This window comes from Micromonospora sp. NPDC049903, assembly GCF_044460945.1.
In the GTDB taxonomy this organism is placed as follows: Bacteria; Actinomycetota; Actinomycetes; order Mycobacteriales; family Micromonosporaceae; genus Micromonospora.
Genome location: NZ_JBITKL010000001.1, coordinates 364438 through 378910, shown reverse-complemented (window position 1 = coordinate 378910; position 14473 = coordinate 364438). Strand labels below are relative to the sequence as shown.

At 72.9% G+C, this 14473-nt stretch carries 12 protein-coding genes; 9 read left to right on the top strand and 3 right to left on the bottom strand.

Features of this window, described 5'->3' with window-relative positions; genetic code table 11:
- Nucleotides 1-121: 121 nt before the first annotated feature.
- The gene (locus ACIBO1_RS01705; RefSeq protein ID WP_396740618.1) at nt 122-1162 is read left to right on the top strand and encodes a S66 peptidase family protein; all 1041 of its coding nucleotides are present in this window, start codon (nt 122-124) and stop codon (nt 1160-1162) included.
- Nucleotides 1163-1207: 45 nt separating this feature from the next.
- Here ACIBO1_RS01705 and ACIBO1_RS01700 read toward each other — a convergent pair whose 3' ends face one another.
- On the bottom strand, nt 1208-1777 hold the full coding sequence (locus ACIBO1_RS01700) for a hypothetical protein (RefSeq protein WP_350695708.1): 570 nt from the start codon (nt 1775-1777) through the stop codon (nt 1208-1210).
- 141 nt (nt 1778-1918) lie between these two features.
- On the bottom strand, nt 1919-2830 hold the full coding sequence (locus tag ACIBO1_RS01695; RefSeq protein ID WP_396740616.1) for a cyclase family protein: 912 nt from the start codon (nt 2828-2830) through the stop codon (nt 1919-1921).
- A gap of 211 nt (nt 2831-3041) precedes the next feature.
- Here ACIBO1_RS01695 and mfd point away from each other — a divergent pair, with 211 nt between their 5' ends.
- The 4 genes from mfd (at nt 3042) to ACIBO1_RS01675 (ending at nt 10447) form a co-directional block, all read left to right on the top strand.
- Nucleotides 3042-6713: a transcription-repair coupling factor gene (gene mfd / locus ACIBO1_RS01690; RefSeq protein ID WP_396740614.1), complete on the top strand. Its 3672-nt coding sequence runs from the start codon at nt 3042-3044 to the stop codon at nt 6711-6713.
- A 22-nt stretch (nt 6714-6735) separates the two neighbouring features.
- Entirely contained in the window at nt 6736-7470 is a 735-nt protein-coding gene (locus tag ACIBO1_RS01685; protein ID WP_396740612.1) for a hypothetical protein, read from the top strand.
- Between the two features lie 2 nt (nt 7471-7472).
- The gene (locus tag ACIBO1_RS01680) at nt 7473-8453 is read left to right on the top strand and encodes a nucleoside triphosphate pyrophosphohydrolase (protein WP_396740610.1); all 981 of its coding nucleotides are present in this window, start codon (nt 7473-7475) and stop codon (nt 8451-8453) included.
- A gap of 374 nt (nt 8454-8827) precedes the next feature.
- Nucleotides 8828-10447 carry a DUF885 domain-containing protein gene (locus ACIBO1_RS01675; RefSeq protein WP_396740608.1) on the top strand — a complete coding sequence of 540 codons (1620 nt, stop codon included), beginning with the start codon at nt 8828-8830 and terminating at the stop codon, nt 10445-10447.
- Between the two features lie 3 nt (nt 10448-10450).
- Here ACIBO1_RS01675 and ACIBO1_RS01670 read toward each other — a convergent pair whose 3' ends face one another.
- Nucleotides 10451-11140 carry a hypothetical protein gene (locus ACIBO1_RS01670; protein WP_396740607.1) on the bottom strand — a complete coding sequence of 230 codons (690 nt, stop codon included), beginning with the start codon at nt 11138-11140 and terminating at the stop codon, nt 10451-10453.
- A gap of 221 nt (nt 11141-11361) precedes the next feature.
- On the opposite strand from ACIBO1_RS01670, the gene eno reads away from it, so the two are divergent.
- The 4 genes from eno to ACIBO1_RS01650 are packed head-to-tail and all read left to right on the top strand — an operon-like array spanning nt 11362 to nt 14428.
- The gene (gene eno, locus ACIBO1_RS01665) at nt 11362-12645 is read left to right on the top strand and encodes a phosphopyruvate hydratase (RefSeq protein ID WP_396740605.1); all 1284 of its coding nucleotides are present in this window, start codon (nt 11362-11364) and stop codon (nt 12643-12645) included.
- Between the two features lie 29 nt (nt 12646-12674).
- The gene (locus tag ACIBO1_RS01660) at nt 12675-13304 is read left to right on the top strand and encodes a septum formation initiator family protein (protein ID WP_396740603.1); all 630 of its coding nucleotides are present in this window, start codon (nt 12675-12677) and stop codon (nt 13302-13304) included.
- 36 nt (nt 13305-13340) lie between these two features.
- Nucleotides 13341-13898 (top strand): DUF501 domain-containing protein, encoded by a 558-nt coding sequence (locus tag ACIBO1_RS01655; protein ID WP_350695693.1) that lies wholly within the window; start codon nt 13341-13343, stop codon nt 13896-13898.
- Nucleotides 13895-14428, top strand: coding sequence for an amino-acid N-acetyltransferase (locus tag ACIBO1_RS01650; RefSeq protein ID WP_396740601.1), 534 nt, complete (start codon nt 13895-13897; stop codon nt 14426-14428). The genes ACIBO1_RS01655 and ACIBO1_RS01650 overlap by 4 nt, the downstream gene beginning before the upstream one ends.
- The last annotated feature ends 45 nt before the right edge of the window (nt 14429-14473 follow it).

The window sequence follows — 14473 nt, the reverse complement described above, 5'->3', positions numbered from 1 at the left end:
GGGCGCCGGGGTGAGGGGTGTCCGCGCTGGTGGCGGCCCATGCAGCGGGCAGATCCGGGGCTGGGCGTGCCCACCCGCGGTGATCAAGGCCACGCCGGACGCGGGGCGGTACCGTCGGCCCATGCCGTCGTTGCGCTACCCACCGAAGCCCCGACCGGGGGACCGGGTCGCGGTCGTCTCGCCCTCCGCCGGACTGCCGGGCCTCTTCCCGCAGGTGTACGAGTTGGGTCTGCGCCGACTGCGCGAGGAGTACGGCCTGGAGCCGGTGGAGTACCCGACCACCCGCGTGATGGGTGCCGACCCGCGCGACCGGGCCCGCGACCTCACCGACGCCTTCGCCGACCCGACGATCACCGCCGTGCTGGCCACCATCGGCGGCGACGACCAGATCACCGTCACCCCGCACCTCGACGACGACGTGCTGCGCGCCAACCCGAAGCCCTACTTCGGCTACTCGGACAACACCAACCTTCTCCACCACCTGCACCGGTTGGGGATCGTGAGCTATCACGGCGGGTCGGTGCTGGTGCACCTCGGTCGCCCCGGCGCACTGCACCCGATGACCGCCGACTCGCTGCGCGCGGCGTTGTTCGACTCCGACTGGTACGACCTGGCCCCGGCACCGGAGTGGGGCGACGAGCCGGCCGACTGGAACGACCCGGACTGCCTGGCGGCGACGCCGGTGATGTTCGCCGGTGCGGGCTGGCGCTGGCAGGGGCCGGCGACGGTGGTGACCGGCCGCACCTGGGGCGGCAACCTGGAGGTGCTGCACTGGCTGCTCGCCGCCGACCGGGTCGCCCCGGTGGAGGCGTTGCGCGGGTCGGTCCTGCTGATCGAGACCTCGGAGGAGTTGCCGCCCGCCGTCGAGGTCTACCGCATGCTGCGCAGCCTCGGCGAGCGCGGCCTGCTCGCCGGTCTTCCCGCCGCGCTGGTCGGCCGCGCCAAGGCGTGGAACTTCGACCGCCGGCTCACCCCCGACGAGAAGGCCGGCTACGTCCGGGAGCAGCGGGCCGCGGTGACCCGGGCGTTCGCCGAGTACGCCCCCGACGCGGTGCTGGTCTTCGACGTCGACTTCGGTCACACCGACCCGCAGTTGATCGTCCCGTACGGCGGGGAGGTCCGGGTCGACGCGGTCGACCGCCGCATCTCGGTGCGCTACTGACGGTCCCTGCCCGGGGCGGCGGCCGAACCGCCACCCCGGGAGCGCTCAGGTGAGCTGGCAGCGACCGGCGCTGTAGTGGGCGACGGCAGCCAGGATCTCCGCCTCCGGCTTGTCGGCGAAGTTGAGGGTGGCGACCAGGCCGGAGCCGTACAGGACGTTCAACGGTGCGCTGTCGAACGCCGTGTAGCCGCCGAGGTTCGGCATCGTCGCCGGGTTGTGCGGCTTGACCACCAGCATCTTCTCCAGGCTCCACCGGCGGCGGGAGATCTGCGCGACGGCCTCCCACGGCAGCCAGATCGCCTGACCACGGGTGGGTCGGCTGCGGATCCAGAGCCCCTCGTGGCTCAGTGCGAGCACCGGCCCGCCGGAGCCGATCAGCCAGAGCTGGAGGCCGACCAGCAGGGCGACCAGAAGGATCAGACAGCCCAGCAGCCCCGCCATGCCGAGTCCGCCGGCGCGGCGCCCCTCCGTCTCCATGGAGCCGAGGACGAGGAAGCCGAGGCAGCAGATGATCGGGCCGAGGGCGGCCAGCAGGACGCCGCCGATGACCAGACCACGCTTGACCAGGTTGGGGCGTACGACGAAGGGCTGGTCGTCGGGGATCCGCTTGACCACGGGGGTCGGGTGCGGACCCGACGGCCAACCGCCGTAGGGCGGCTGACCGGGTTGTCCGCCGTGCGGCGGCTGCGCGGGTGGGCCGCCGTAGGGCGGTTGGGGCGGGTGGCCGGGGGGAGGGTAGGTCACGGTTCTCCGGTCTCAGTCGATTCGGGCGTAGGCGCGGACGGGGAAGGTACCCATCCCGGCGACCTTCGGCGGGGCGGCGGTGAATCGGAAGCCGTCGGGCGGGAGCTGGTCCAGCCCGGTCAGATGCTCCACGATCGGGACACCGGCGGCCAGCAGGGTGCTGTGCGCGGGACGCGTACCGCCCGCCGCCGGGCTCATGTCGTCGATGTTGATCGAGTCGATGCCGACCAGGGCGACACCGGCGTCGACGAGCCCCTGAGCGCCGTCACCGGTCAGGTAGGGCGCCTCCGGTGCGGCGTACCGGTCGGTGCCGAAGTGCGCGTCCCAGCCGGTGTGCAGCAGTACGGCCTTCCCGGCGACGTCGTACGGCGCCAGCAGCAGGCGGTCCACCGCACGGGTGTCGGCGGGCAGGCGCACCACGAGCGCGGGCAGGTCGGCCAGGCGGTCCAGGCCGACGCCGGTCAGGTCGCTGCCGTCGGCGTACCGGTGCGCGGGGGTGTCCAGGTACGTCCCGGTGTTGGCGATCATGTCGATCCGCCCGACCTGGAACTCGGTGCCCGGTGCGTAGTTCCTCCGGGACTCCTCCCGGGTCAGCCACTCGGTGATCCGGGGCGCCGGCCAGCCGGGCAGCGTGCTCATCCCGTCAGTGACCACGTGACTCAGCTCGACGAACCGGCGACCGGCGCTGGGGGCGGTGGCCGCGACGCCGCGCCCGCCCTTGTGCGGCTCCTCGACGATCGTCGTGGCGGTGATCCGTACCTCGGCCACCATCAGTAGCCCGAGGTGCCGGACGAACAGCGCCGCCAGGTCCTCGTCGGTGATGCTCCGGCCGGGGATGTCCAGCCGGAAGCCCTCGGTGCGCAGACCGCCGCCGTTGGCGAAGGTGACGTCCGCGTCGAACTGTGCGCGAAACTCCCCGTTCATGCCGGGCAGCCGACCACAGCGCTCGGCGGGCGTCAAGATCCTGCTGGTGGCCCCGACCGGACCGCCGGACCAGCAGGCCACCACGACGGCCGGAGCGCGGACGTCGTGGACGGCGCTGGATCGTCCGACCGGAGAGATAGTGTCGACCGGTGGAACCCCCCGTCCGGATGGACGCGGGGTGATCGTCGTGTCCTCACCCGCGGAAGTGATCATGACTGCGCTCACCGGACTGTTCGCCGCCGCCCTGGCCGACCCGGGTCTGGCCCGTGTGCGTGACCTGGCGCGCTCGGGTGCGGCCCAGGTCGACGGCCTCGACCTGACCGCGCCACCGGCGCTGCGCCCGTTCGCGGTCGCCGCCGTCGCCGCGGACCCCGCCGACCAGGGGCGGGACGCGACGGTCGGCGGTGCCGGGCGGCCGGTGCTGGCGGTCACCGCCACCAGCCGGGAGGCGGAGGACCTGGTGGCGGCGCTGGGTGGGCTGCTGCCCGCCGAGCAGGTGGCGATCTTCCCGAGCTGGGAGACGTTGCCGCACGAGCGGCTCTCGCCGCGCTCCGACACGGTCGGTCGACGGCTGGCGGTGCTGCGCCGGCTGGCCCACCCGGACTCGGCGGACGCGCACGGGCGCACCGGGCCGCTGCGGGTGGTCGTGGCGCCGGTCAGGTCGATGCTGCAACCGCAGCTCAAGGGGCTCGGCGACCTGGAGCCGGTGCGGCTGTCCGCCGGCGACGAGGCCGACCTGGAGCAGGTGGCGCGCCGGTTGACCGACATGGCGTACGCGCGGGTCGACCTGGTCACCAAGCGGGGCGAGTTCGCCGTCCGCGGCGGCATCCTGGACGTCTTCCCGCCCACCGACGAGCACCCGTCCCGGGTGGAGTTCTGGGGCGACGAGGTGGAGGAGATCCGCACCTTCGCCGTGGCCGATCAGCGCACCATCGACCAGGTGCCGCAACTCTGGGCACCGCCCTGCCGGGAACTGCTGCTCACCCCGGAGGTCCGGGAGCGGGCCGCCACGCTGGCCGGGCAGCATCCGGAGCTGGCCGAGATCCTGGACAAGCTGGCCGGCGGCGTACCGGTGGAGGGCATGGAGTCCCTCGCCCCTGCGCTGATCGGCGACGACTCGATGGAGTTGCTGCTGGACTGCATGCCCGAGGGCACGTACGTCCTGCTCTGCGACCCGGAGCGGATCCGCACCCGGGCGCACGACCTGGTGCGTACCTCGGAGGAGTTCCTCCAGGCGAGCTGGGCCGCCGCGGCCGTCGGCGGCCAGGCCCCGATCGACCTCGGCGCGGCCGCCTTCCGCACCCTGGCCGACGTCCGCGCGACCGCCGCCACGCTGCGTCGGCCCTGGTGGACGCTGTCCCCGTTCGGGCTGGCGGAACCTGACGCCGCCCCGGAGCGGCAGCCGTGGGAGGACGCGCCGGAGGCGGTCGACGTCACCCCCGACGACGCCATCGCGGTCAGCCTGAGCGCCCAGCCCGCGCCGCTCTATCACGGCGAGACCGACCGGGTGGTGGCCGACCTGACGCGCTGGGCCGGTGAGGGCTGGTCGGTCGCGCTGGTCTTCGAGGGGCACGGGCCCGCCCACCGGGCCGTCGAGGTGCTCCGCGACGGCGGCCTGGGTGCCCGGATGACCGAACGGGTCCCGGACGCGCCGGTGCCGGGCGAGGTGCTGGTCACCTGCGGCAGCCTCACCGGCGGCTTCGTCGACGAGGCGGCCCGGTTCGTGCTGCTCACCGGCAGTGACGTCACCGGTGGCCGGGGCGTCTCCACCCGGGACATGCGCAAGATGCCGAGCCGGCGGCGCAACACCATCGACCCGCTGGAGCTGCGGGCCGGCGACCACGTGGTGCACGAGCAGCACGGCATCGGCCGGTACGTGGAGCTGGTGCAGCGGACGGTCAACGGCGCGTCCCGGGAGTACCTGGTCATCGAGTACGCCGCGAGCAAGCGCGGCCAGCCGGGAGACCGTCTCTTCGTCCCCACCGACCAGCTCGACCAGCTCAGCCGGTACGTTGGTGGCGAGCAGCCGACGCTGCACAAGATGGGCGGCTCGGACTGGCAGAAGTCCAAGGCGCGGGCCCGCAAGGCGGTCCGGGAGATCGCCGCCCAGCTCATCCAGCTCTACGCCGCCCGCAAGGCGTCCAAGGGGCACACCTTCGGCCCGGACACCCCGTGGCAGCGGGAGCTTGAGGACGCCTTCCCCTGGCAGGAGACGCCCGACCAGCTCGCCGCCATCGAGGAGGTCAAGCGGGACATGGAGCAGAGCGTCCCGATGGACCGGCTGATCTGCGGCGACGTCGGCTACGGCAAGACCGAGATCGCGGTACGCGCGGCGTTCAAGGCGGTCCAGGACGGCAAGCAGGTGGCCGTGCTGGTGCCCACCACCCTGCTGGTGCAGCAGCACTACAACACGTTCGCCGAGCGGATGAGCCAGTTCCCGGTGACGATCCGGCAGCTCTCCCGGTTCCAGACGCCGAAGGAGGCCGAGCAGACGCTCGCGATGGTCGCCGACGGCACCGCCGACATCGTCATCGGCACCCACCGGCTGCTGGCGGCCGCCACCCGATTCAAGTCCCTCGGGCTGGTCATCGTCGACGAGGAGCAGCGGTTCGGCGTCGAGCACAAGGAACACCTCAAGTCGATGCGGGCCGCCGTCGACGTGCTGAGCATGTCGGCGACCCCGATCCCGCGCACTCTGGAGATGGCGATCACCGGCATCCGGGAGATGTCCACCATCGCCACCCCGCCGGAGGAACGGCACCCGGTGCTCACCGCCGTCGGGGCGCAGGACGACCGGCAGGTGGCCGCCGCCATCCACCGCGAGCTGCTGCGCGATGGACAGGTCTTCTACCTGCACAACCGGGTCGAGTCGATCGAGCGGGCGGCTCGCCGGCTGCGCGAGCTGGTGCCCGAGGCCCGGGTCGCGGTGGCACACGGCCAGATGGGCGAGGACGCCCTGGAGAAGGTCATGGTCGGCTTCTGGGAGAAGGAGTTCGACGTCCTGGTCTGCACCACGATCGTGGAGTCCGGCATCGACATCCCGAACGCCAACACGCTGATCGTGGAGCGGGCCGACCTGCTCGGCCTGGCCCAGTTGCACCAGATCCGGGGCCGGGTGGGCCGGGGCCGGGAGCGGGCGTACGCGTACTTCCTCTATCCGCCGGAGAAGCCGCTCACCGAGCACGCGCACGAACGGCTGGCCACCATCGCCCAGCACACCGAGTTGGGTGCCGGCATGTACGTGGCGATGAAGGACCTGGAGATCCGGGGCGCCGGCAACCTGCTCGGCGGCGAGCAGTCCGGGCACATCGAGGGCGTCGGGTTCGACCTCTACGTCCGGATGGTCGGCGAGGCGGTGCAGGCGTTCAAGGGCGAACGTCCCGAGGAGGAGACGGACGTCAAGATCGACCTTCCGGTGGACGCTCACCTGCCGCACGACTACGTCGGCGTGGAGCGGCTGCGCCTGGAGATGTACCGCAAGCTCGCCGAGGCGCGCGACGAGGAACGGTTGCGCGAGGTGGCGGCCGAGATGACCGACCGCTACGGCGAGCCGCCCGCGCCGGTGCAGAACCTGATCGCGGTGGCGCGGTTCCGGCTGCTGGCCCGGCAGTACGGCCTCACCGACGTCAGCATGCAGGGCAAGCACCTGCGCTTCGGGCCGCTGCCGCTGCCCGACTCGAAGCAGATGCGACTCAAGCGCTACCACCCGGACTCGGTCTACAAGGCCGCGCTCGACCAGGTCAGCGTGCCGCGGCCGACGACCCGTCGGATCGGTGGCGAGCCGCTGCGCGACCAGGCGCTGCTGGAGTGGTGCGCGCAGTTGCTCTCCGACGTCCTCGGTGCCCCTGCGGTGGCCGTGGGTGCTGGTGGCACCGGTGGGTAGGGGGCATGAGAGAGTGACGGGCATGCGTGCTCGCCGTCTTGTCGCCGTCGCCAGCGTGGCGGTCGGCCTCGTCGCCCTCTCCGGTTGCCGTTCCGAGCCCGGTGTCGCCGCGTACGTCGGTGACCACCGGATCACCGAGGACGCCGTCACCGAGGTCATCGACGACGCCCGGGCCAAGAACCCGGAGCCGGCCGAGCCGGTGCCCGGCCAGCAGCAGGTACGGCTGCCCGGGCGCGGCGAGGTGGTGAGCACCCTGGTGCTCGGTCAGGTCTGCGAGCGGATCTCCGCCGCCGAGGGCTACCGCCCCCAGGGGCAGGCCGAGGCCGCCCAGGTGGCCCAGCAGCTCGGCATCAGCCCGGAGGCCACGTACGCGCGGCAGGTCGCCGAGCTGTACACCTGCCTGTCCGGCATCCCGGTCGGCTCGCCGGTGGCACCGACCGAGCAGGAGCTGGCCGACCTGGTGGCGGCGGGCAAGCGCGCCGGTGCCGTACCCGCCGACGTGACCGTCGAGCAGGCCGCCCCGCAGCTCGACGGCGAACAGCTCCGCCAGGCCCTGGCCACCCGCGACGCTCTGGCCGGGGCGGTCGAGACGTACGACGTGACGGTCAACCCGCGCTACCGTCCGCTGGAGTTCCCGGTGCTCAGCTTCGCCGGTCAGGCGGTCGCGGTGGGTGTGCCGCTGGGTGAGCCCGGTTCCGACGCGGTCACCGACGTCTCCACTCCGAGGCCGGCGCAGACCGGCCCGGTCGACGGCTGACCGTGCCCCGGATCGTCCTGCTGGTGACCTCGCCCCGGTTGCCGGCCGGTCTGCTGACGGCGGCCGCCTGGGACGTCGTACGCGCCGCGCCGGTGTTCGCCGGTGCGGAGAGCGAGCTGACCAACGCCCTGCGGGTCGCCGGTGCCGAGGTGCGGGTGCTCGACGGGCCGGCGGTGCCGGCGCTGCTGGACGCCTCGGCGACGCACGAGACCGTGGTGTGGCTGGCCGGCCCGGCCGGTGACGAGTCGCTGGCCCGTCAGCTGGGGCTGCGGTTGGCCCGCGAACCGGGGCTGGCCGAGCTGGAGCTGATGTACGGCTCGTGGGATCCGCCGGGGGCCCGGCTGCTCGACGCGGTGGCGGTGCTGGACCGACTGCTCTCCCCGGGTGGTGATCCGTGGAAGCGGGCGCAGACCCACCGGAGTCTGGCCGGGTTCCTGCTGGAGGAGTGCTACGAGGCGTACGACGCGATCGGTGCCGGGGACACCGACGCGTTGCGCGAGGAGTTGGGTGACGTGCTCCTCCAGGTGGTGCTGCACGCCCGGCTGGCCGAGGAGCTGCCCGAGGGCGAGCGGTGGACCGTGGACGACGTGGCCGGTGGCCTGGTCGACAAGATGGTCCGGCGCAACCCGCACGTCTTCGCCGACGCCCAGGCGGGCAGCCTGGAGGAGATCACCGCGAACTGGGAGCGGATCAAGCAGGCCGAGAAGTCCCGGGACTCGGTGCTCGACGGCATCGCGGTGAGCCAGCCCGCGCTGGCGCTGGCCGCCAAGACCCTGGAACGCGCCACCCGGGCCGGGCTCGGTGTGCCGCTCCCGTCGCCGGAGGCCCAGCCGGATGCCGAGGCCGCTCTGGGCGCCGCCCTGCTGACCGCCGTGGCCGAGGCCCGCGACGCCGGCCTGGACCCGGAGACCGCCCTGCGCCGCGCCACCCTCGCCCACGCCGAGTCCATCCGCAAGGCCGAATCCACCGCCCGCCCGAGCTGACGCACCGCCCCCCTGACGCGCTCCCCGGATCGTGGCAGTGCAGCTGTTCCAGGTCCGGCGTGTCGAACAGCTGCGCCGCCACGCTGCTGCCAAATGCCGAAGCCCCACCATCGCGCTGAGGTTGGGCAGCCCAGCGGCCCGATCGACCGGCCAGGTGCACGAACCCCTGCCAGATGGCCGGCGTGGCTCCGTGATCAAGAGGTTTGCATCGGAAAACCGTGTCGGCACGACGCAAACTCCTTGATCACCGGAGTGGATGGACCGTTTGCGGTGGGCGGGGCTCGCCGGCAAGGGAGGCGGGGCGGGGCGGGGGGAGGGGGCGGGGCGGGACCGCTCCAGCGGCGGGGGGCGGGTGGGGTGGTTAGGGTCGGGGGGTGGAGAAGTTCGGGGTGGTGGCGGAGCGGATCGTCGAGGCGTTGCTGGTCAGTCGGCCGGGGGTGGCCACCTCGGTCGGAGACCACCGGTACGACGACCGGTTGCCGGATCTCTCCGCCGACGCGGTGGCGGCCGACCGGGCGATGCTCGTGGATGCGGCCAGCGTGTTGTGCGAGATCGACCCGGACCCGGGCGACGTCGAGGAGCAGGTGGACCACGCACTGCTGGCGGCGGCGGTCGACCGGGAGTTGTTCGAGCTGACCGAGATCCGGGCACACGAGTGGGACCCGCTCGCGCACAATCCCGGCCCGCTGCTGCACGCGCTCGTCGCCCGGCCGTACGCGCCGGTCGAGGAGCGGTTGACCGCGCTCGCCGGGCGGCTCGCCGCCGTACCGGACGCGTTGGCGACCGCGCGGGCGACGCTGCGCGACATGCCCCGGATCCACGCCGAGACGGCGGTCGGGCAGTTCACCGGCACCGCCGCGCTGGTCCGGGACGAGGTGCCGGCGCTGCTCGCGCAGGCACCGGCGCTGGTCGACCGGGTCGAGCCGGCGGCCACCGCGGCGATCGCCGCGCTGGAGGAGTTCGTCGCCTGGCTGCGCACCGGGCTGGCCACCGAGGACGGGCCGGGACGGGATCCCCGGTTGGGGCGGCGGCGCTGGGAGGCCCGCCTGTGGCACACCCTCGACACCGAGCTGGGCGCCGCCGAGATCCAGCGGCGGGCCTGGGCCAACCTGGACCGGATCGGTGAGGAGATCCGGGCGGCGGCGGTCGAGCTGGTCGGCGGTCCGGCCGACGACGAGACGGTACGCCGCGCGCTGGACCTGCTCGCCGCCGAGCACCCCGACGACCACACCATCGTCGACCTGGCCTCGATCACCATGGACGAGGCGAGCGACTTCGTTCGCGCGCACGACCTGGTGAGCGTGCCGGACGACCCCTGCGTGATCCAGGTGATGCCGCAGTTCGCGCGCGGCGTGGCGGTGGCCTACTGTGACGCGCCGGGCGCGCTGGAGACCGCCGACCTGCCCACCTTCTACTGCATCGCGCCGCCTCCGGCGGACTGGCCGGCGCATCGCGTGGATTCGTTCTACCGCGAGTACAACGACCACATGATCAGGAACCTGACCGTGCACGAGGCGATGCCCGGTCACTTCCTCCAGCTCGCCCACGCCCGCCGTCACCGGGGCGCCACCCGGGTCCGCGCGCTGACCCGGTCCGGTCCGTTCGTCGAGGGTTGGGCGGTCTACGCCGAGGAGCTGATGGCCGGGCACGGGTTCGGCGGGCTACCGGTGCGGTTGCAGCAGCTCAAGGTGCAGTTGCGGATGACCCTCAACGCGTTGCTGGACCAGTTGGTCCACGCCGAGGAGGCGTCCGAGGCGGAGGCGATGGCGTTGCTGACCGGGCGCGGCTTCCAGGAGGAGGGTGAGGCGGCCGGCAAGTGGCGCCGCTCGCTGCTCACCTCGGCCCAGCTCTCCACCTACTTCGTCGGGTACGCGGAGGTCGCCGACATCGCCGCGGCCCGCCCGTCCGAGGTGGCGCTACGGGACTGGCACGACGAGATGTTGGCGCACAACTGCCCGCCCCCGCGCCATCTGCGGACCCTGCTCGGGATCTGAGCCTCAGGTGGCGGGTCGGCGGTCCACCACGCCCGCGCCCGGCGGTACCTCGAACGCGGCGCCGTCGACCTGCTCCTGGTAGCGGCTCAGCGCCAACTCCACCGGCACGCCGTCGATCTGGCCGGTGAAGCTGCCGAGCACGCCCTCCGCGGTCACGCAGGCGTTGAAGCTCTCGGCCGTCTGCCGCACGTCGACGCAGGTCGCGTGGTGCCCGGCGATGGTGTTCTCGCGTTGGGTGATGACCGCGCCGGGATCCAGTGCGGCACTGGTCAGCAGGCCCATCACCAGCGGCGGCGTGACCAGGCCCTCGCGTTCGGCGGCGGCGAAGACGACCACCGGCGGCTTGCTGTTCGCAGCGGGCGGCGCTTCGAGCGTGCAGACCGTCCGCCCGTCGTCGGCCTCGCAGCGGGTGGTCGCCTCGGCGGTGACGGTCAGCTTGCCGTCCGGCCACTCGTACGCCGACCGGGCCGGGTCCTGCGACTGGTTGATCGACGCGGTCCGTCCGCCGGAGAGTTGGTACTGCGCCGAGTAGGTCAACTCCAGCGCCCGGTCGATCCGGGCGGCGAGTTCGTTGACCACGTCGGCCCGTCCCATCGCCCGTCCGGCGTCGTCCAGAGCCTGACAGCCAGTGACGGTGAGCAACGCGATGACCGACACGGCGAGCGTACGGAGGGTGGTCGAGGCGGCGGGCATGGCGCCAAGCCTGATCGATCAGGTCCCGCTCGTGCAAACCCGTTGCCGGTTGACGCACGAGAATTCGGGAATGTCCGACCCGTCGGCGGTCACAGAGCGGGTCGCGGCCCGCCCGGTCGCGGTGCGGAGGAACGGGGACCGATACGCTGCGTTCAACACCTGCCTCAGCCGCACCGTCGCGGCCCATACCGCACGAGACGACACGAACGAGGAGCGACTCAGTGGCAACCATCGAGGTAATCGAGGCTCGGGAGATCCTGGACTCGCGGGGTAACCCGACGGTCGAGGTCGAGGTCGGGCTGGACGACGGCACGGTCTCCCGGGCGGCGGTGCCCTCCGGCGCCTCCACCGGCGCCTTCGAGGCGGTCGAGCTGCGCGACGGTGACAAGGGCCGCTACCTGGGCAAGGGAGTGGAGAAGGCGGTCGCCAACATCGAGGACCGCATCGTCGACCAGCTCATCGGGTACGACGCCAGCGAGCAGCGGGTGATCGACCAGAAGATGCTGGACATCGACGGCTCCGACAACAAGGGGGAGCTGGGCGCCAACGCCATCCTCGGCGTCTCGCTGGCGGTGGCCAAGGCGGCAGCCGGCAGCGCCGGGCTGAGCCTCTTCCGCTACCTGGGCGGGCCGAACGCGCACCTGCTCCCGGTGCCGATGATGAACATCCTCAACGGCGGGGCGCACGCCGACAGCAACGTCGACATCCAGGAGTTCATGATCGCGCCGATCGGCGCGCCGAGCTTCCGGGAGGCGCTGCGCTCCGGCGCTGAGGTCTACCACGCGCTCAAGACCGTGCTGAAGAAGAAGGACCTGTCGACCGGGCTCGGCGACGAGGGCGGCTTCGCCCCGAACCTGCCCACCAACGCCGCCGCGCTGGACCTGATCGCCGAGGCGGTGGAGAAGGCCGGCTACACGCTCGGCACCGACATCGTCTTCGCCCTGGACGTCGCCGCCACCGAGTTCTTCGCCGACGGGCGCTACACCTTCGAGGGCGTCGCCAAGAGCGCGGAGGAGATGAGCGAGTACTACACCAAGCTCGCCGACGCGTACCCGATCGTGTCGATCGAGGACCCGCTGGCCGAGGACGACTGGAGCGGCTGGCAGACGCTGACCGCCGCGATCGGCGACCGGGTCCAGATCGTCGGTGACGACCTGTTCGTCACCAACCCGCAGCGCATCGCCCGGGGCATCACCGAGCGGGCGGCCAACGCGGTGCTGGTGAAGGTCAACCAGATCGGCTCGCTGACCGAGACCCTGGACGCGGTCGACCTGGCCCACCGGGCCGGCTTCAAGTGCATGATGAGCCACCGGTCCGGCGAGACCGAGGACACCACCATCGCCGACCTCGCGGTGGCCACCGGCTGCGGCCAGATCAAGACCGGTGCCCCGGCCCGCTCCGACCGGGTGGCCAAGTACAACCAGCTCCTGCGCATCGAGGAGGAGTTGGCCGACGCGGCGCGGTACGCCGGTGCGGGCGCCTTCCCGCGTTACCGTTCCGCCTGACGGGTGGTGAACCTCGGGGGAGGGGTGTGATGCAGCAGCGCCGCACGCCGGGTGGTCAACGTCCGGCCCGCCGGCCCGGCCGCACCGGTCGGCCCGGCACCGGCCGGGGCGCGGTCCGGGACGGCGGAGGGGTCCGCGCCGAGTCGCGTACCACCGCCGGCCGGGCGCCGTCGGCCGCCCGCGGTGCCGAGGGCGTACGCTCCGCCAAGCGGCCTGCCGCAGCCCGGCGCACCGCCGCAGGCGGCGTCACCCGGCTCTCCGCACCCCAATCCCGAGGTCTCACCGGCCGGGCCACCGTGCTGGTCGCGGTGCTGATCGCGCTCGCGCTCGCCTACACGTACCCGGTCCGGGTCTATCTCGACCAGCAGGCCGACATCGAGCGGATGGAGGCCTCGCAGGCCGCCCAGCGCAAGCTGATCGCCGAGCTGACCGAGGAGGCCGAGAAGTGGCAGGACGACGCGTTCATCGAGGCCAAGGCGCGGGAGCGGTTCTTCATGACCCGGCCCGGTGAGAAGTTGGTGGTGCTGCTCGACGACCCGGCCGGCGCCGCCCGGGACGCCGGCACCGCGCAGCCCGGCACTCCGTCCACACCGGACCGCTGGTACGACACGCTCTGGTCGAGCGTGCGCGCCGCCGACGCGACCCCGACCGTCGACTGAGCACCGACCACCCCCGCACGAACGAGAGATGGCACCGTGACTGTCGTACCACCGCAGGAGCCGGCGGCGGCCTCCGTACCCCCACCGAAGCGGGAGCCGGCCACGGAGGCCGACCTCGCCGCGGTGGCCGCGCAGCTCGGACGCCCGCCGCGCGGCACCCGGGCGGTGGCGCACCGCTGCCCGTGCGGCCTGCCCGACGTGGTGGAGACGACGCCCCGGCTGGCCGACGGCACCCCCTTCCCGACGCTCTACTACCTGACCTGCCCCCGCGCGACCGCGGCGTGCAGCCGGTTGGAGTCGGCCGGGTTGATGCGGGAGATGGCCGACCGGTTGGCCGCCGATCCGGAGCTGGCCGACCGCTACCGGGCCGCGCACGAGGACTACCTCGCCCGGCGGGACTCGATCGCCGAGGTCCCCGAGATCGCCGGCATCTCGGCCGGCGGGATGCCCGGCCGGGTGAAGTGCCTGCACGTCCATCTCGGTCACGCGCTCGGTGCCGGGCCCGGCGTGAACCCGTTCGGTGACGAGACGCTGGACCTGGTCGAGCCCTGGTGGGCGGCGGGCCGGTGCGTCGACGTGCCGGACGCCGAGTGAGCGGCGAGCCCGCTCCGGACGGGGCCGACGACATCCTGGTCCGGCCCGCCCGCACCGCCGACGTCCGGGCCATCCGTCGGCTGGTGGACACCTACACCGACGACCGGCGGCTGCTCAGCAAGGCCACCGTCACGCTCTACGAGCACGTGCAGGAGTTCCGGGTCGCCAGCCGGGTCGCCGACGGCGCGGTGGTGGGCTGCGGCGCGCTGCACGTGATGTGGGAGGACCTGGCCGAGATCCGGACGGTGGCGGTCGACCCGACCTGCCGGGGTCGGCGGATCGGGCACCGGATCGTGGCCGAGCTGATCGAGGCGGCGCGGGACCTGGGCATCGCGCGGATCTTCGTGCTCACCTTCGAGACCCGGTTCTTCGGCTCGTTCGGCTTCACCGAGATCGACGGCGCTCCGGTGCCGAACCCCGTCTACGAGCAGTTGCTGCGCTCGTACGACGAGGGCGTCGCCGAGTTCCTCGACCTGGAACGGGTCAAGCCGAACACGCTGGGCAACACCCGGATGCTGCTGCGTCTCTGAGGCCGGGTGCCCGGTCGGCTCGCCACTGTAGGGTGACCGTCGTGA